This is a genomic window from Nocardioides sp. NPDC101246, assembly GCF_044767415.1.
Classification (GTDB): Bacteria; Actinomycetota; Actinomycetes; order Propionibacteriales; family Nocardioidaceae; genus Nocardioides.
The window spans coordinates 171,269-188,435 of record NZ_JBIWNX010000006.1; the positions used below are offsets into that span (position 1 = coordinate 171,269).

General features: G+C 68.3%; 15 protein-coding genes. 6 read left to right on the plus strand and 9 right to left on the minus strand.

The features are described from left to right. Positions 1-49: 49 nt before the first annotated feature. From katG to ACIRON_RS12970, 3 genes are all read right to left on the minus strand, one after another. A complete protein-coding gene (gene katG / locus ACIRON_RS12960; protein ID WP_402992706.1) occupies positions 50-2,200 on the minus strand; it encodes a catalase/peroxidase HPI in 2,151 nt (716 codons plus the stop codon). 96 nt (positions 2,201-2,296) lie between these two features. Beyond that, complete coding sequence (locus ACIRON_RS12965) at positions 2,297-2,722, minus strand: Fur family transcriptional regulator (protein ID WP_402992707.1); 426 nt, start codon at positions 2,720-2,722, stop codon at positions 2,297-2,299. Positions 2,723-2,753: 31 nt separating this feature from the next. Then, positions 2,754-3,950, minus strand: coding sequence for an MFS transporter (locus ACIRON_RS12970; RefSeq protein WP_402992708.1), 1,197 nt, complete (start codon positions 3,948-3,950; stop codon positions 2,754-2,756). A 472-nt stretch (positions 3,951-4,422) separates the two neighbouring features. Here ACIRON_RS12970 and ACIRON_RS12975 point away from each other — a divergent pair, with 472 nt between their 5' ends. Beyond that, positions 4,423-5,697: a DUF222 domain-containing protein gene (locus tag ACIRON_RS12975; RefSeq protein WP_402992709.1), complete on the plus strand. Its 1,275-nt coding sequence runs from the start codon at positions 4,423-4,425 to the stop codon at positions 5,695-5,697. An 802-nt stretch (positions 5,698-6,499) separates the two neighbouring features. After that, on the plus strand, positions 6,500-7,843 hold the full coding sequence (locus ACIRON_RS12980) for an FAD-dependent oxidoreductase (RefSeq protein WP_402992710.1): 1,344 nt from the start codon (positions 6,500-6,502) through the stop codon (positions 7,841-7,843). 50 nt (positions 7,844-7,893) lie between these two features. Here the strand turns inward: ACIRON_RS12980 and ACIRON_RS12985 are convergent, their stop codons facing one another. Together ACIRON_RS12985 and ACIRON_RS12990 are read right to left on the minus strand one after the other, a co-directional pair. After that, on the minus strand, positions 7,894-8,313 hold the full coding sequence (locus ACIRON_RS12985) for a type II toxin-antitoxin system VapC family toxin (RefSeq protein WP_402992711.1): 420 nt from the start codon (positions 8,311-8,313) through the stop codon (positions 7,894-7,896). After that, positions 8,310-8,561 (minus strand): type II toxin-antitoxin system Phd/YefM family antitoxin, encoded by a 252-nt coding sequence (locus tag ACIRON_RS12990; RefSeq protein WP_402992712.1) that lies wholly within the window; start codon positions 8,559-8,561, stop codon positions 8,310-8,312. The genes ACIRON_RS12985 and ACIRON_RS12990 overlap by 4 nt, the downstream gene beginning before the upstream one ends. 133 nt (positions 8,562-8,694) lie before the next feature. Here ACIRON_RS12990 and ACIRON_RS12995 point away from each other — a divergent pair, with 133 nt between their 5' ends. Beyond that, on the plus strand, positions 8,695-9,441 hold the full coding sequence (locus tag ACIRON_RS12995) for a Clp protease N-terminal domain-containing protein (protein WP_402992713.1): 747 nt from the start codon (positions 8,695-8,697) through the stop codon (positions 9,439-9,441). Between the two features lie 75 nt (positions 9,442-9,516). After that, a complete protein-coding gene (locus ACIRON_RS13000) occupies positions 9,517-10,515 on the plus strand; it encodes a hypothetical protein (RefSeq protein ID WP_402992714.1) in 999 nt (332 codons plus the stop codon). A 57-nt stretch (positions 10,516-10,572) separates the two neighbouring features. On the opposite strand, the gene ACIRON_RS13005 is transcribed toward ACIRON_RS13000, so the two are convergent. The 4 genes from ACIRON_RS13005 to ACIRON_RS13020 all read right to left on the minus strand — a co-directional run bounded on the left by ACIRON_RS13005 (position 10,573) and on the right by ACIRON_RS13020 (position 15,314). Continuing rightward, positions 10,573-11,466, minus strand: a complete 894-nt coding sequence (locus tag ACIRON_RS13005; RefSeq protein ID WP_402992715.1) for a dioxygenase — start codon at positions 11,464-11,466, stop codon at positions 10,573-10,575. Then, positions 11,466-12,509 (minus strand): maleylacetate reductase, encoded by a 1,044-nt coding sequence (locus ACIRON_RS13010; RefSeq protein ID WP_402992716.1) that lies wholly within the window; start codon positions 12,507-12,509, stop codon positions 11,466-11,468. The genes ACIRON_RS13005 and ACIRON_RS13010 overlap by 1 nt, the downstream gene beginning before the upstream one ends. A 36-nt stretch (positions 12,510-12,545) precedes the next feature. Then, positions 12,546-14,336, minus strand: a complete 1,791-nt coding sequence (locus ACIRON_RS13015) for an FAD-dependent oxidoreductase (protein ID WP_402992717.1) — start codon at positions 14,334-14,336, stop codon at positions 12,546-12,548. A 120-nt stretch (positions 14,337-14,456) separates the two neighbouring features. After that, the gene (locus ACIRON_RS13020; protein WP_402992718.1) at positions 14,457-15,314 is read right to left on the minus strand and encodes an alpha/beta fold hydrolase; all 858 of its coding nucleotides are present in this window, start codon (positions 15,312-15,314) and stop codon (positions 14,457-14,459) included. Positions 15,315-15,435: 121 nt separating this feature from the next. Between ACIRON_RS13020 and ACIRON_RS13025 the strand changes: the two genes are divergently transcribed. Next, on the plus strand, positions 15,436-15,894 hold the full coding sequence (locus ACIRON_RS13025; protein ID WP_402992719.1) for a nuclear transport factor 2 family protein: 459 nt from the start codon (positions 15,436-15,438) through the stop codon (positions 15,892-15,894). Between the two features lie 26 nt (positions 15,895-15,920). Beyond that, entirely contained in the window at positions 15,921-17,150 is a 1,230-nt protein-coding gene (locus ACIRON_RS13030) for an epoxide hydrolase family protein (protein ID WP_402992720.1), read from the plus strand. Positions 17,151-17,167: the final 17 nt, after the last annotated feature.

A 17,167-nucleotide genomic window follows, 5' to 3' on the forward strand; every position in this document is an offset into this window, starting at 1 on the left:
GCCGACCCCTGGGGGAGCCGGCCTCCGTGTCAGGCGTACGGCCTTCAGATCACTTCTTCAGGTCGAAGCGGTCGTTGTCCATGACCTTGACCCATGCCTTGACGAAGTCGTTGACGAACTTCTCCTTGGCGTCGTCGGCACCGTAGACCTCCGCCAGAGCGCGGAGCTCGGAGTTGGCACCGAAGACCAGGTCGACGCGCGAACCGGTCCAGCCGTTGGAGCTGGTGTAGGTCGCCTCGTCGGCGGACGGGGTCCACTGCTGGTCGTAGTCGAGCAGGTTGACGAAGAAGTCGTTCGTCAGCACGCCCGGGGTCTTGGTGAAGACACCGAGGTCGGAGCCGTCCCAGTTGTTGCCGAGCACACGCAGACCGCCGACCAGGACCGTCGCCTCGGGGGCCGAGAGGCCGAGGAGGCTGGCGCGGTCGAGGAACAGGAACTCGGTCGGGAGGTTGAGGAACCCGGAGTCGTAGTTGCGGAAGCCGTCGGCGACCGGCTCGAGCCAGGCGAAGTTCTCGGCGTCGGTCTGCTCCTGGGTCGCGTCGACGCGGCCGGCGGAGAACGGGACCGTCACGTTCTGGCCCGCGGCCTTGGCGGCCAGCTCGATGCCCACGCCACCGGCGAGGACGAGCACGTCGGCGAAGGAGACACCGGTCGCGGCCGCGATCTCCTCGAACTTCGCGAGGACCGGCTCGAGCTCCTCGGGCTGGTTGACCTTCCACGAGACCTGCGGCTCGAGACGGATACGGCCGCCGTTGGCGCCACCGCGGTGGTCGGAGGTACGGTGCGTGGCCGCCGCCTTCCAGGCGGTCGAGACCAGCTGCTGCACGCTCAGACCGGACTCGGCGATCGCCGCCTTGGCAGCCGCGATCGCGGCCTCGTCGGTCGCGCCGCCCTCGGCCGGGAGCGGGTCCTGCCAGGGCAGGTCCTCGGCCGGGACCTCGGGGCCGACGTAGCGGCTCTTCGGACCCATGTCGCGGTGGGTCAGCTTGAACCAGGCACGGGCGTAGGCGTCGGAGAAGGCCTCCTGGTCGTCCTTGAACCGGCGGGAGATCTCGTCGAACTCCGGGTCCACGCGCAGCGCCAGGTCGGAGGTGAGCATGCGCGGCTCGCGCTTCCCCTCACCGTGCGCCTCGGGGACCATGTCGGAGCCCGCACCGTTCTTCGGACGCCACTGCTTGGCGCCGGCCGGCGACTCGAACAGCTCCCACTCGTAGGCGTAGAGGATGTGGAAGAACTCGTTGTCCCAACGGGTCGGGTGGTAGGTCCAGGTGACCTCGAGGCCCGAGGTGAGCGCGTCCGCGCCGGCACCGGTGCCGTGGCCGTTCTTCCAGCCCAGGCCCTGGTTCTCCAGCGGCGCGCCCTCGGGGTCAGCGCCCAGCATGTCGTCCGGGTGTGCACCGTGGGTCTTGCCGAAGGTGTGACCACCGGCGATCAGGGCGACGGTCTCCTCGGAGTTCATCCCCATCCGGCGGAAGGTCTCCTTGATGTCGACCGCGGAGGACATCGGGTCGCTGTTGCCGTTCGGGCCCTCGGGGTTGACATAGATCAGACCCATCTGGACCGCGGCGAGGGGGGCCTGGAGGTCCCGGTCACCGGTGTAGCGCTCGTCGTCGAGCCAGACCTTCTCCGGACCCCAGTAGATGTCGTCGTCGGACTCCCAGACGTCGGCGCGACCGCCGGAGAAGCCGAAGGTCTTGAAGCCGCCCTCCTCCATGCCCACGTTGCCGGCCAGGACCATCAGGTCGGCCCAGGAGAGGTTCTTGCCGTACTTCTTCTTGACCGGCCACAGCAGGCGGCGGGCCTTGTCGAGGGAGACGTTGTCGGGCCAGGAGTTGAGCGGCGCGAAGCGCTGCTGGCCACGGCCGGCGCCACCGCGACCGTCGTGGCTGCGGTAGGTGCCGGCGGCGTGCCACGCCATCCGGATGAAGAGCCCGGCGTAGCTACCGAAGTCAGCCGGCCACCAGTCCTTGGAGTCGGTCATGACCGCGGCGATGTCCGCCTTGACGGCAGGCAGGTCCAGGGACTCGAAAGCCTTCGCGTAGTCGAAGTCCTCGCCCATCGGGTCGCTCACAGGGGCGTCCTTGGCGAGAATCTTCAGGTTGAGCTTGTTCGGCCACCACTCCTGGTTGGCACTGCCGGCGGTGGGGTGAACGCGGCCTGCGTTCATCACCGGGCACTTGCTCACGGCCTCTTCAGACATGAGATTCCTATCCGTTTCTGATCGGACTGGCTGCTGCCAGACGCTGTGATTCACATGTGTTGCGCCGGCCGACGACGAGCTCGGCCGGCTCGGGCTCTACCTCTGGGACAGGCTGCAGTCCGCGCAGGTGCCCCAGTAGATGACCTCGGCCTCGTCGACCGTGAAGCCGTTGTCATCAGATGCCGTCAGGCAGGGCGCATGGCCGACGGCGCAGTCGACGTCGGCGATGGCCCCGCAGGAGCGGCAGACCACGTGGTGGTGGTTGTCCCCGACCCGGGTCTCATAACGAGCCACCGAGCCGGACGGCTGGATGCGGCGTACGATCCCGGCCGCCGAGAGGGCGGCGAGGGAGTCGTAGACGGCTTGGTGGGAGACATCCGGAAGCCGCTCGCGCACCGCGCCGAGGATGGTCTCGGTGTCGGCGTGCGCGTTCTCGGTGACGGCTCCCAGAACGGCCACTCGCGGACGAGTGACGCGCAGGGAGGCACCTCTCAGCAGCTGTTCGTAGTCGGCGTGCCCCACAACCCTGAGCCTACGCGAGATCTTGAATGAGTCAAGAAACGGAGGGAGATTCTTTTCCTTCGTACGTCGCCGCCGGCCGGGTCGCGAAGCGGCCGGCCATCAGCGGGATCAGGACCGAGATCGCCAGCGGGATGACGAACATCGAGCGCTCGCCGAAGACCTCGGCGACGGCGGCGATCAGGGAGGCGGCGGCGAGGTAGCCGGCGTAGTTGGCGAGGTTGACCCGGGCGATCGCGTCCTCGGCGTTGTCCGGGGAGATGTGGGCCGCGGCGACGAAGGACTGCGGCGGGACCATCGCCAGGCTGCCGCCGAGGACGGCGAAGCCGACGGCCGCGACGCTCCAGTGCGGGGCGACGACGATCAGCACCAGGGCGCCGACGCCGACGATGCCGCCCGTCCGGATCACCCGCTCAGGACCGAAGCGGGCGACGAGGCGGTCGCCGGGGAGACGTACGGCCAGGAGCACCAGCTGGTAGGCGGCATAGATCGCCGGCGCGACCGCTGCCGCGGCACCGAGTCCGTCGACGACGTAGATCCCGCCCCAGGCGGAGGCCGCCGAGTCGATGAACCACATCGCGAACGTCGGCACCGCGACCAGGAGGAGGGGCAGCCACGGCAGCGGGATCTTGGTCCGCTGCGTACTGCTCGTCCTCTTCTCGGCCGCATCGACCGCCTCCGGAGGCAGCAGGAACCGGAACGTGGCGAGGTTGGCGGCCAGGCCGATGACGGCGACGGGGATCATGTCCAGGCCCAGAGGTACGCCGAGAGCGATCGTCACGGTCGCATAGACCGCGCCGAGGACGGCCGCCGCGCTCCACATCGCGTGGAAGCCGTTCATCAACGGGCGGGCGTACGCGTCCTGGGTCGCCGTGCCCTGCATGTTCATCGAGGCGTCGACGCCGCCGAGGAAGAAGCCGTAGACGCCGTTGAGGACCAGCAGGGTCACCAACGTCGGCGCGAAGGCGGGGGCGACCGCGGTCAGCGAGGCCCCGCCGAGCATCAGCGAGAGCGTCGCGGCGCTGCCGATCCTGGTGGCGAGGTGACCTGCGACGACACTGCCGACCGCCCCGACCGCGGTGGTGATGCCGAGCACGACGAAGACGTCGCCGGCGCTGAGGTCGAGCTTCGTCGCGATCGACTCGAGTCTGGTGATCAGCGAGGCGAAGGTCAGTCCCTGGATCGCGAAGGCGACGAAGACCGCCATCCGGGCCTGCTGGAGTCGGGTCATCGGCATGTCCTTCGCGTTCGGGTTGCGCGAAGTCTGCACCTTCGGGGGTTGGTGCGCATCTGTTTCCGCTGGTCGAGTTTGTCGAGATTGGTGGGGACTGTGTTTTCGGGGTTGGGGTGGGCCGCCGACCCTTTCCTGGAGGGTCTTCTCGATCTGGGCCGGCGTCAAGGACGCCCTTCGGGCGCCGGCTTCGCCGGCCGCTTCGCGGTCCTGGACTCCGGACCAGATCGAGAAAAGATTTGGCTGGTTATCGGGGCGGCGGCCCGGGTGTGGCGCGGAGGGGTTCTTGTCGGGATTGGTGGGGCTTGCGGGGGCGGAGGGGTGGCCCTTCGGGCCACTTACCATCCACAGGGACGATGCTGTTCGCTCACCGCAAAAATGGGCTCTGAACTGCACCTATAGGTGGCTAGGTATCCCTCCTACGGCGTAGAATCAGACCCATCACGACATGCCTCTGAAGGGAGGGATCACGATGAGTCTCGAGCGCGACGTCGACCACTGGGGAAGCCATCCCGGTGATGCGATCGACACGGCTCTGAGAGCCATCGAATCCTCCCTCCAAGACCTGCTCGCCAGTGACCCCGCCTATTGGCGGACCTCGACCAAGAAGGACCTGCTGGCCCGGTTGGAGACCATCCAGACCCAGCAGGCCGCCCTGAAGCTCCGTGTCCTCGCGACATCTGGTGATATCGCCCAGGAGACCGGAGACAAGGACGCCTCCGCCTGGATGCGCGCCGAACTGCTCGTCGACAAAGCCGTGGCCCGGTCGCAGATCAAGCTCGCCAGCAGCGTCGCGAAGTACGACCTCCTCGACGCCGGCCTGACCGAAGGTGTCGTATCCCTGGACAAGGTCCGAGTGATCACGAAGGCCCTCGACAAGATCGAGGCCGACCCGGTCGCCAGCGCCGAAGACCTGGTCTTGGCTGAGAAGCTGCTCGTGGACTACGCAACCAAGCTGACCGCGAACGAACTGGCCATCGTCGGCCGGAAGATCCTGGCCGAGATCGACCCCGCCCGGTTCGAAGACGCCGAAGCCCAAGCCCTGCTCGCCGAGGAAGAACGCGCCCAGCAGAAGACAGCGTTGCGGGTGTGGGACAACCACGACGGCACCGTCGGGTTCGACGGTGTGCTGCCGGTCTCGATCGGGATGCGGTTCAAGCGGCTGGTCGAGGCCTACGCCCAACCCCGCAAACAACAACTCGTCGACAAGGGTGCCCCGTTGCCGCCCTGGGAACGACTGATGGGACAAGGCTTCGCCCGCCTGATGGAGACCCTCGACCCCGCCGCGCTGCCCCGCCACGGCGGGGATGCCACCACCGTGAACGTGGTGATCTCCCTCGAGGAGCTCCGCAAGGACCTCGGGGTCGCCACGTTGGGCTACGACGAGACCAACGGGGCCACCATCACCGCCGCCGAAGCCCGGCGGATAGCCTGCAACGCCACCATCATCCCCTGGGTGCTCGGCGGTGACGGTGAGGTCCTCGACGCCGGCCGAGCCAGCAGGTTCTTCCAACCCATCCAACGCAAAGCGCTGCGGCTGCGGGCCAAGTGCTGCCAAGCCGAGGGCTGTGACATGCCACCGGAATGGTGCGACGCCCACCATCTAGATCCGTGGGCTGCGGGAGGGAAGACCGACCTGAAGGACGGGGCGTTGTTGTGTCTTCATCATCACCGTCTGGCGCACGCCCCGGCGTATGTCCATGAGCGCCTGCCGGACGGCACGATCCGGTTTACCCGCCGCCCCTAACCGGCTGGATGAGGAATCACTCCACCGAGTCTCGGCTGTGAGGCTTGAGGACCCAACCGTCGGCCAGTCTCAGCTCTCGCTGAAGCAGCCCATCCCGGTGCCCAAACGAGCGTTCCGGCCACCATTCTCGACTCCACACTCGCCGCCTCCCTGAGGTGGGGACACTTCCCCACTGCGGTGAAGGCCCCACGCTCCGGAGGGGGAACCTCCGTGCCAGGGGAACTCTTCGAATCATTGGCAAGTTCGCGACCCGGCCAGCACTGAACCGGCTCAGCAATGCAACGGCTCGCTTGTGAACCATTCACAAGGTCACGCCCACTGCCGTAGGCACCCACGAGGCACCGGGCCTCCCCGCGCACGGCCAGCTCACGGCCCATGCCCGGATCAAACGGAATCTGCTGCGCCACACTCTCGCCGCCGACCCGATACAGGCGAAATCTTTCTCGATCGGGTGCCGGGTCAAGGATGGCCGCAGGCCACCGCGAAGCGGCGGGCGAAGCCCGTCCTTGACGCGGTGCGTGATCGAGAAACAATCGAACCAAGGGTCGGCGGCGAAACGCCGAAACGAAGAAACAGCCACCTCCGCCGCGGCGAACCGAGACCAAACCAAGACTCCACAAGGCCCGACGCGCCGTACGTGTCCGAGATCACGTTCCCAGATATACCCAAAACAAGAACACGTTCTAGGATTGAGCGTGAAACCCACGCATGGCCGCGTAACCACCTGGTGGAACGGATTCGGAGGGTTACACGACCCCCTTTAGGCTTGCCTTAGTACATCCACGGAAGGTTGAACTCCCTTATGCGTGACATCCGCGTTGCGATCGTCGGTGCCGGCCCGGCCGGCATCTACGCTGCCGACATCCTCACGAAGGAGCACCCTGGTGCGCGCGTCGACGTCATCGAGCGTCTGCCTGCTCCCTACGGCCTGGTTCGCTACGGCGTGGCTCCTGACCACCCGCGAATCAAGGAGATCATCAAGGCTCTGAAGCGCGTCCTGAACCAGGACAGCATCCGCTTCATCGGCAACGTCGACTTCGGCACCGACCTCAAGCTCGACGACCTGCACCGGTTCTACGACGCCGTCATCTTCGCCACCGGCGCGATGGCCGACCGCGAGCTCGACATTCCGGGGATCGACCTGCCCCAGTCCTATGGCGCGGCCGACTTCGTCAGCTGGTACGCCGGACACCCCGACGTCTCGCGGGAGTGGCCCCTCGACGCCGAGGAGGTCGCCGTCCTCGGCGCCGGTAACGTCGCGCTCGACGTCGCCCGCATGCTGGCCAAGCCGGCCGACGAGCAGCTGGTCACCGAGGTGTCCGACAACGTCTACCAGGGCCTGAAGAAGAACCCGGCCAAGACGATCCACGTCTACGCCCGCCGCGGCCCGGCGCACATCAAGTTCAGCCCGATGGAGCTGCGCGAGCTCTCGCACTCCCCCTCGGTCGACGTCGTCGTCGAGGAGGAGGGTTTCGAGATCGACGAGGCCGGCGAGAAGGCGATCCAGAGCCACAAGGCGACCAAGCTCGTGGCCGACATCCTCCTGAAGTACATGGAGGCGCCCGCCGGCGACAAGCCCCACAAGATCGTCATCCACATGATGCAGAACCCCGTCGAGATCCTCGGCGAGGACGGTCAGGTGGTCGCGCTGCGCAGCGAGAAGACCGAATACAACGGTGACGGCACCGTCACCGGCACCGGCGAGTTCACCGACACCCCGGTCCAGGCCGTCTACCGTGCCGTCGGCTACCTCTCCGAGGCCCTCCCCGACGTGCCCTTCGACGGCGAGAACGGGGTCATCCCCAACGCCGGCGGCCGGGTGCTCGACCTCAACGGCGAGCACATCAACGGGACGTACGTCACCGGGTGGGTCAAGCGTGGACCGGTCGGCCTCATCGGCCACACCAAGTCGGACGCCAAGGAGACCATCGACAACCTCCTCCACGACCTGGACAAGCTCACCCCCGCCGAGCACGGCTCGCCCGCGGCGGTCCTCGAGCACCTGTCCGGCAAGGGCGTCGAGTTCACCACCATCGAGGGCTGGGAGAAGCTCGACAACCACGAGCGCTCCCTCGGCGAGGCCCAGGGCCGTGAGCGGATCAAGGTCGTCCCCCGCGACGAGATGATCCAGATCTCCAACGACTGACGCACCACAGACGCAGGGCCGGTCATTCACACGGATGACCGGCCCTGCGTCTATTCCTGCCCGGAGAACGGGTTGAAGACATCGACCCCGGTCGAGGCGAAGTCCTTGGCGTTGCGCGTGGAGACCGTGAGGCCGTGCTCGAGAGCGGTCGCCGCAAGGAGCGAATCCACGGCCGGAAGCGGGCGCGCGGCGTTCAGCTCGCCCCAACGATCCGCCACATCCGCGGTCACCGGCAGAACCTGGTCGTCGTACTGCTCCACGAGCCCTTCGATCCAGACCGTTAGGGCCTGCGCAGCGACATCGTCGCCGCGCGCCGCGAGGCGAGCGGCGCCCGCACGCAGCTCACCGACCGTCAACACCGACAGGTGGACCTCGTCGGCACCAAGCCCGTTCACCCACTCGACGACAGCCGGGTCGGGGCGCTTCTTCCGAAGCTCGGAGACCACATTCGTATCGATCAGGTATCTCACGTCAGTCCCTCGAGGTCGACGTCGCGGAACTCCGAGCGGTCACGGTCGAGATCGAGTTCGTCACCCTGAGGCACGGCGAGCAGATACTCCGACAGGGGTCGCCGCGGCTGAGTGATCTTCCGGTAGTCGTCGATGCTCAGCACGACGGCGATCTCCTCACCGTGCTTGGTGATCACCTGCGGGGAACCAGCCGCCTCACGTACGACCTCGCTGAACCGCTGCTTGGCCTCTTGAAGTTGCCAGGACATCGCACCCACCTCCTGTCTAGACAGACTAGACAGATTCTCGCCGCAATTCCAGACCAGCGCGACACTCCATGCATGACCGAAGGATCGTCAACCGTCAGTTGACGCCGCGCCCGCGTCAACCTAGAGTTGACGCATGACGACTCCCCGCGATGCAGACCCTGCCCTCAAGGCCGTGCGCCTCGACACCCTGATCGACTCGATCAAGAAGGCTCGGCACGAGCCACTGGACCAGCTGGCCGATGCGATGGTGGTCGGCGAGCACCTGGGCGAGGTGGCCGACCATCTGATCGGGCACTTCGTGGACCAGGCCCGCCGCTCCGGCGCCTCCTGGACCGAGATCGGCACCCGGATGGGGGTGACGAAGCAGGCCGCCCAGAAGAAGTACGTCCCCAAGGCCGGGGACCAGTCGCTCGACCCGAACGCCGGGTTCGCGAAGTTCACCCCGCGTGCCCGGACCGTGGTCGTCGCCGCCCAGGCGGAGGCGCGGAAGGCGGCGAACGCGGAGACCGGGGTACCTCACCTGGTGCTCGGTCTCCTCGCCGAGCCGGAGGGCGTCGCGGGCCACGCGATCAGGGCCCAGGACGTGACGCTCGACGCCGTGCGCGCCGCCGCGACGGCCGCCACCCCGGCCCCTTACGGCGAGGTCGGCGAGATGATCCCGTTCACCGCCGACGCCAAGAAGGTGCTGGAGCTGACCTTCCGCGAGGCCCTGCGGCTCGAGCACTCCTACGTCGGCACCGAGCACATCCTGCTCGCCCTCCTCGAACACGAGGACGGCGCCGGGATCCTCCATGAGGCCGGGATCGAGAAGGCCAGCACCGAGCAGAGCATCACCTCCATCCTCGACTCGCTCAAGGTCGACTTCGACCCGGGTACCTGATCTGAGGGACCCCCGGCACGAGCGAGCCGCGCGTGCCGGGGGTTTCGATACCTTCCGAGGACCTGGAGGTACCCCATGCCACGCTGTATCGGCCGACTCGTCCTCGGCCTCGTCCTGGCCGTCGCCGTCCTCAACGTGCCTGCCGCGGTGACCGCGCCGCCGGCGGAGGCGGCCTGTCGGCCGACGCTCAAGTCGCTGACCCTCGCCAGGAGCACCGTCACCGGAGGCTCCTCGACCACCGCCACGATCCGGCTCAGCTGCCGGACTCCCAGGCGCGCCAAGGTGCAGCTGTGGGCCAGCACCGGCATCCGGGTCCCGGCGTACGTCTATGTCGCCGGCGGCCGGAGCACGCGCGCAGTCACCGTCCGGACCTCACCGACGACGGTGCGCAGCAGCGGCCGGATCAAGGCGGTCTACAAGCAGGTCGTACGCCGCGCGACACTCGTCCGCGCGGTCACCCCGTGCTACCCGACGCCGGTGCCGAGGACCGTGGCCCTGCCCGCCTACGTCCATGCCGGGCAGAAGGCCACCGGGACGGTCACGCTCGACTGCGTCGCCAAGACGTCCCTGGCGGTGAGCCTGACCTCGAGCTCGTCCTGGGTCACGGTCCCGGGCACGCTCACGATCGGGGCCGGGCGGCGTACGGCGTCCTTCACGGCGACCACGAAGGGGCCTGCCACCGGCACCCTGCCCGCGTTCAACGTGACGGTCAAGGCGACCCGGAACCGGAAGAGCGCCACCCGGGTGATGCAGGTCCGGCCGGAGATCCGATCGTTCCGTGCCGGGGACGGGTTCACGGCGAACGAGCCGATCCTGACGCCCGACGAGACCGAGGGGAACGAGGGCTGGTTCAAGGGCACCCTTCGGATCACCCTGGACCATCCGGCGCCACCGGGCGGGCTCGATGTGAAGGGCGTGGTCGTTCCCGAGGGCCAGACCTGGGCCGACGTACCGATCCAATTCGACTCGTATCCGCCCGACTCCCGGGTGACCGACCACCTCACGATCACGGACTCCGCCGGCAACGTCCTGCTCCGGGAGGACTTCACCTACATCGTCCATCGGGCCCCGTGAGGGGGTCCCTGACGTGCCCGGGCAACACCCCTGTGGCCGAAGCACGCCAGGGACGTTTCAGGCCCCCACGGGCGCGAGGACGATGTCGAACCGCACCTTCGACCAGGTGCCGTCGACGGCCCGTCCGTCCGGCGTCGGCGTCCCGGCGGGCTGCTGCTCGAACCGCTTGATCAGCGACTCCTTGACCCCGAAGACGGTGTCCTTCCAGCCGATCGGGTCACCCTCGGGGAAGATGTGGGTGACCAGCGTGCGGCAGCCCTCGTGGGTGACCATGAAGTGCAGGTGCGAGGCCCGCAGCGGCGAGCGCCCGACCGCGGCCAGCATCTTGCCGACGGGGCCGTCGTCGGGGATCGGGTACGGCGTCGGCGTCAGACCCCAAAACCGGTAGCCGCCCTCGGCGTCGGTGAACAGGTGCGCCCGGGCCGCCCTCGCGCCCGCATCGCGCTGGACGTCGTAGAGCCCGTCCTCGTCGGCCTCCCAGACCTCGATCTTCGCTCCGACCAGCGGCTTTCCGTCGGTGCCGGTGACCGTCCCGGTGACCCAGCACGGCTCACCCGGGGCCCCGAAGGCCATGTCCCCACCCTGCTCGATCCCCGGAGAGTCCTCCACGAAGAAGGGCCCGAAGACCGTGGCCTCGGTCGCGTCGGCGTACGCCTGGTTGTTGATGTTGATCGTCTGCATCGAGGCGCCGAGGGTGTCGGAGAGGAGGATGAACTCCTGGCGTACGTCGTCGGTGATGTGGCCGGCCGCGGTCAGGAACTCGATGGCCGCGCCCCACTCCTCCTCGGTGAGGCGTACGTCGCGGATGAAGGCGTGCAGGTGACGCGTCAGCGAGACCATGACCTCCTTCAGGCGCGGGTCGTCGCAGGCGTCGAAGGACGCGACCACGGTGTCGACCAGGGTCTGCTCGACCGCCTGCTGCTCCGGCGATACGCCGACTACGTCGCTCATCAGCTCTCCTCTCCCACCCACGCCGCGGTCAGCAGCGCGGTCAGGTTCTCCTCGGTGACCGGGGTCGGGTTGTTGTCGGGGATGGCGGCCATGATCGGGGCGACCGCCCTGGCGATGCCGTCCTCGGGCATGCCGTAGTCCTTGAGCGCCTTCGGCGCCGAGAGCGCCGTACGCAGCGCGTCGAGCCCGGCCACGGCGCTCGGCGCCCCGAAGGCGGCCGCTATCCGTGCCTCCGCCTCGGGCGCCGCCGGCGCGTTGAAGGCGAGCACGTGCGGGAGCACGACCGCGTGGGTCTGGGCGTGCGGCAGGTTGAACATGCCGCCGAGCACGTGGCAGATCTTGTGGTGCATTCCGGAGCCGGCGGACGTGAACGAGACCGCCGCCAGGTAGGCGCCGTAGAGGGTCTGCTCGATCCCCTCGATGCTCGCGGAGTCAGTGGCGACCAGCGGCAGTCCGGTGGCGAGCCCTCGGATGCCCTCGGCGGCGTTGACCCGGTCGATCGGGTCCACCCGCGGACCCCACATCGCGTCGACGCAGTGCGCGAGCGCGTTCAGGCCGCTGGCAACGGTCATCTCGCCGGGCAGCGTGGTCAGCAGCGAAGCGTCATAGACGACCGACCTCGGCAGCACGCGTGCGTCGATGCCGGTCGTCTTGGTCTCTCCCGAGGTCAGGCCCCAGACGTTGGTCGCCTCGGACCCGGCGTACGTCGTCGGGACCGCCACGATCGGCAGCCCCGTGGTGAGCGCCACGGCCTTGGCCAGGCCGGTGGTCGAGCCACCGCCGACGCACACCAGCGCGTCGACGGCGGACTCGGCCGCGCGCTCCCGAGCCCGCTCGGCGACCTCGACCGGCACGTGCATCACGACCTCGTCGTGGCGCAGCGCGACCGGGACGAGATCGGTCACCCGGGTGGCGAGCTCGGTCTCGCGCGCACTGGCGACGACCATCACCCGCCGAGCCCCGAGAACCTCGATCTCGGCTGCCACCGCAGCGGCCGCCTCGCCGGTGGCGAAGCGGACCCGCTGCGGCAGTGATTCATGCATGAACTTCATGAGATTCCCCCCGCTCAGCCGGAACGATCAGGCCTTGCCCAGCAGCGTCGCGACCGCCTCGCCCAGCACGGCGCCGGGGTCGTCGGGAAGCGACATGGAGCGCCAGGCGATGTGCTTGTCGGGACGGACCAGGAGCGCGCCCGACTCCTCGACCTCGCGGAGCTTGGCCCAGTCGAAGTAGAGGTCGGTCACCTCCCGGCCGGGACCGATGACGACGGTCTGGAGCGGGATCCCGAACTTCGTCCGGGCCGCCTCCGCCGCCTCCGACCACGCGTCGCCGGCGACGCCGGTGATCAGCGTCCACTGCGTGTAGGGGGCGAGGTCGAGCATCGCGTGCTTCTCGACGTTGTCGCCGACCCAGGCGTGCGGCAGGTGGGCGCCCGGCGAGGTGGACATCCGGTGGTAGAGGTCCTCGTCGTCGGTCGGCGCGGGCCGGGTGCCGTCGGAGACGATCGCGTCGGACTCGTAGAACTGGCCGAGCTCGACGCCGTGGGCGTTGAACTCGTAGTTCTTGCGCTCCATCGCGGTCACCAGAGCGGCCCGCTTGGCTGCACCCTCGGGGGTGTTCGCCTTGCGCTCTTCGATGGCGGCCGCCATCTCCTCGCCCTCGAGACCGACGACACCGAGCGCCTCGAAGAGCTCACCGAACTCGCGCGCGGACTGGTTGGCGCGGGTGACGATGCGCTTGGCGACCGGGGCACGCTCGGTGGAGTAGGACTCCAGGAGCGACGGCTCGGCGTAGCCCTGGACCACCGCGGCGAGCTTCCAGGCCAGGTTGTACGAGTCCTGGATGGACGTGTTGGAGCCGAGCCCGTTCGACGGCGGGTGCCGGTGGATGGCGTCGCCGGCGCAGAAGACGCGCCCCTTCTGGGCGTGGGTCGCGTACATCTCGTTCACACCCCACAGCGAGTAGCCGGTCACGTCCGGCTCCAGGTCGGGCATCCCGAGCAGGTCGCGGATGACCTTGACCGCGTACTCCTCGGTCAGCTCCGGCGGCGGCTGGTTGATGTCGTAGCCCCACACGATCAGCCACTCGTCCCACGGGCGGACCATCCGGACCAGGCCGGTGCCGATGCCACCGACGTTCGAGCCCGGCTGGATGACCCAGTAGAGGACCGAGGGACGGTGGTCGACGAGCTCGGAGAGGTCGGCCTTGAAGGTGATGTTCATCGACCCGGCGATGTCCATCGCGCCTTCGAGCGGCAGGTCGATGTCGGCGCCGACCTGGGTGCGGGCGCCGTCGGCGCCGATGAGGAACTTCGACCGGATCTTGTACTCGTGGCCGGTCAGCCGGTCGCGGGCGATCGTGGTGACGCCCTCGTCGTCCTGGGTGTGGCTGAGGTACTCGGTGGAGAACCGAGTCTGGGTGCCGCGCTCGGTCGCGTTGCGGACCAGGATCGGCTCGAGGTACGTCTGCGGGATGTCGACGGTCAGGCACGGCGAGGCGAGCTGGTAGTCGGCCTCGCGGTCGGGGCGGGTGCCCCAGGTGCGGATCCGGCCGATCTCCTCGCCGGCGATGCTCGTGCAGAAGACGGTGTCACCGACGAGGTCGTGCGGCGTCGCGTCGGCCAGCACCTGCTCCTCGATACCCAGGTCGCGGAAGATCTCCATCGCGCGCTGGTTGGTGATGTGCGCCCGCGGGGTGTTCGCGGTCCAGCGGTACTTCGTGATCATGATGTTGTCGACACCGAGCTCGCTCAGGAAGAGCGCGGCGGACGCGCCGGCCGGGCCGGATCCCACGACGAGGACGTCGGTGGTCACGACATCCTCGGTCTCGGGGACCTCGGTCTCTTTCTGGCCGTCGTCGAAGACTGGCATGTTCTCACCTTTCTGAGACCGCGGCGGGGTGTGGGATCGCAGTCTCGAAGGCGAGTCTTACCGGCCCGATCGGGCCGCTTCAAAGGTGGGGTCGCGGGTTGGCGGAAATGCGTACGCGACTCAGCGATCGAGCGGGAGCCACGCCGCGATCGCGGCGATCGTCGAGTCCGGCTTCCGGGCCCACTTGAAGTGGTCGATGCCGGGCTCGTCCAGGTGCACGCGGGCGACCTCGAGCCCCGGCATCCGGCGGTGGATCTCGTCGACCGTCTCGCTGGGCGCCAGCCAGTCGCCCTCGATGGAGACGATCAGCGCGGGCTTCTCCAGGGCGCGCATCAGCGGCGTGACGTCGCGGGCCGGGCTGCCGAGGCGGAGGCGGCCGGTGCGGGCGTACCTGGCCCATTCCCGCATCAGGGTGCGGGCCTCGCGGCCGGCGAACTTGAGCTGCTTGCCGGGGAAGTGGCCGACGACGCGACCGACCAGGCCCATCGCCTGGCTGGCGACCAGGAAGCCCGGGCCGTAGTTGCGCCAGTAGGGCGTCTGCGAGGCGACGTAGATCAGGCCGGTCACCCGGTCGGGGTGCAGGGCTGCGTAGGCGCTGGCGGCCTGGCCGCCGAGGCTGTGCCCGAGGACGTACGTCGCGCCGGCCGAGGCCGGGATCAGGTCGCCGAGGCGGTCGACGGCGGCGGCGATGTCGTCGACGAGGTCGGCGTAGCCGAAGTCGTAGGACCAGCCGGCGATCCGGCCACCGGCCTCCTCGTGGCCGCGCTGCTCCATCCGACCGACGTTCATCCCGGCCTCCGCGAAGGCGACGATCAGCTTGTCGTAGTAGCCGGCCGACATGCCCATCGCGGGCACGACCAGCAGCGTCGGCGCTTCGGGGTCCGCCGCACGGACCACGGTCAGCGTGAAGCTGGTGCCCTCGGCGCGCTCGATGCCGTACGCCTCAGGGGTGGTCGTGGGGGACGAAGTCTCAGTCACCCAGGCAATGTTACCCGCCAGTAAGGCGAGGGCTTCACTCCGTCGAGATTCTGGACTTGTGGGTCCAAATTTCGCGGAGCATCCTGTTTGGACCAAGTAGTCCACACAGGAAAGGAATCTCATGGAGACCCTCGAGCGACTCGGCATCACCGAGGACGTACGCCGCCTGATGGCCCGCTACGTCCGCTACGCCGACCACCAGCGCTGGCAGGACCTGGCGAACCTGTTCACCGAGGACGGCACCTTCACCCCGCACAAGCCCGACGGATCGGTCTGGCTGCACATGAACGGCCGCGAGGAGATCACCGCGACGGTCGGCGCCAGCGGCGGCCCCGGCGTCACCCTGATCCATCACCTGTTCTCCGACGAGATCGACGTCGACTCCGAGACGAGCGCGCACGGCGTCTTCGCGATGGAGGACATCGTCACCCGGCCCGAGGACGCCGAGGTGTCCGAGGCCATCCCCTTCCGCCGCATGCACGGGTTCGGCCACTACCACGCCCGGTTCGTCAGGACCGACGGCTCATGGCGGATCGCCGAGCTGACCCAGACCCGCGTCCGGCTCGACTTCTTCAACTGACCTTCACCCAGAAAGCAGGAGACATCATGACCAAGCCCACCGAGCTCAGCCCCTTCAAGATCGACATCGCCCAGGACGCCCTGGACGATCTCCGGGACCGCCTGAGGCGGACCCGCTTCTTCGACGACCTCGACAACGAGGAGGGCTACTACGGGATCAGCACCGCGTACCTCAAGCCTCTCATCGAGTACTGGGCCGACGGCTTCGACTGGCGCGCCCAGGAGGAGCGGCTCAACACCTACGACCGCTATCAGGTCGAGATCGACGGCACTCCGGTGCACTTCGTCCACGTACGCGGCAAGGGACCGAACCCGGTCCCGCTGATCATCCACCACGGCTGGCCGTGGCCCGGCGAGTTCAGCTACCAGCTCATCGAGCCGTTGACCGACCCTGCCGCCCACGGCGGCGACCCCTCGCTGTCGTTCGACGTGATCATCCCGGACCTCCCCGGCTTCGGCTTCTCCACGCCCGTCGGCCGCGGCGATCTGAACTACTGGAAGATCGCCGACATCATGCACGAACTGATGACCGGGGTGCTCGGCTACGAGAAGTACGCGGTGGCCGGCTCCGACTACGGCGCCCTCGTCACGAGCGCGCTGGGCCACAAGTACGCCGAGAACATCATCGGCCTGCACTACGGCCACGATCTCGTCCCCGGCATGTTCGAGAACGAGCGGTTCTGGGACCTGACCGACGGCGCCAAGGTCCCCGAGGACGCCTCGGAGGAGTGGCGGGCCGGGTGGACGTACTTCGTCGACACGTACGCCTCGCACGTCGCCGCGCACATGCTGGACGGCTCGACGCTGACCCACGGTCTCAACGACTCCCCGATCGGGATGCTCGCCTGGCTGCTGAAGCGCTGGAAGTCCTGGAGCGACAAGCGGGGCGACTTCGAGGAGGCGTTCCCGCGTGACTTCATCCTCACCCAGGCGACCATCTTCTGGGTGACGCAGTCGATCGGCACCTCCATCCGGATGTACCGCAACGCGGAGCGCTACCGGTTCGTGCCCTCCCACGACCGTCAGCCGGTCGTGGAGCCGCCGGCCGGGTTCACGTTCCTGCTCGGCGACGCGTACCCGCCGGCCATCGACACCGTCGAGGACCGGATCGCCGCCTTCGAGAACGGTCCGACACGCGGGATGTTCAACGTGGTCAACGTCAACGCCCACCTGAAGGGTGGCCACTTCGTCCACTACGAGAACCCGGAGGCCTTCGCCGCCGACCTGCAGGAGACCTTCCGCCGGATCCTCGGCTGACCTGACAACGCGAGCCG

Bases quoted from the DNA above. Each gene is read 5' to 3' on its own strand.
- katG (WP_402992706.1), bottom strand. From the start codon at position 2,200: ATGTCTGAAGAGGCCGTGAGCAAGTGCCCGGTGATGAACGCAGGCCGC.
- ACIRON_RS12970 (WP_402992708.1), bottom strand. From the start codon at position 3,950: ATGACCCGACTCCAGCAGGCCCGGATGGCGGTCTTCGTCGCCTTCGCG.
- ACIRON_RS12975 (WP_402992709.1), top strand. From the start codon at position 4,423: ATGAGTCTCGAGCGCGACGTCGACCACTGGGGAAGCCATCCCGGTGAT.
- ACIRON_RS12980 (WP_402992710.1), top strand. From the start codon at position 6,500: ATGCGTGACATCCGCGTTGCGATCGTCGGTGCCGGCCCGGCCGGCATC.
- ACIRON_RS12990 (WP_402992712.1), bottom strand. From the start codon at position 8,561: ATGTCCTGGCAACTTCAAGAGGCCAAGCAGCGGTTCAGCGAGGTCGTA.
- ACIRON_RS12995 (WP_402992713.1), top strand. From the start codon at position 8,695: ATGACGACTCCCCGCGATGCAGACCCTGCCCTCAAGGCCGTGCGCCTC.
- ACIRON_RS13000 (WP_402992714.1), top strand. From the start codon at position 9,517: ATGCCACGCTGTATCGGCCGACTCGTCCTCGGCCTCGTCCTGGCCGTC.
- ACIRON_RS13005 (WP_402992715.1), bottom strand. From the start codon at position 11,466: ATGAGCGACGTAGTCGGCGTATCGCCGGAGCAGCAGGCGGTCGAGCAG.
- ACIRON_RS13010 (WP_402992716.1), bottom strand. From the start codon at position 12,509: ATGCATGAATCACTGCCGCAGCGGGTCCGCTTCGCCACCGGCGAGGCG.
- ACIRON_RS13015 (WP_402992717.1), bottom strand. From the start codon at position 14,336: ATGCCAGTCTTCGACGACGGCCAGAAAGAGACCGAGGTCCCCGAGACC.
- ACIRON_RS13025 (WP_402992719.1), top strand. From the start codon at position 15,436: ATGGAGACCCTCGAGCGACTCGGCATCACCGAGGACGTACGCCGCCTG.
- ACIRON_RS13030 (WP_402992720.1), top strand. From the start codon at position 15,921: ATGACCAAGCCCACCGAGCTCAGCCCCTTCAAGATCGACATCGCCCAG.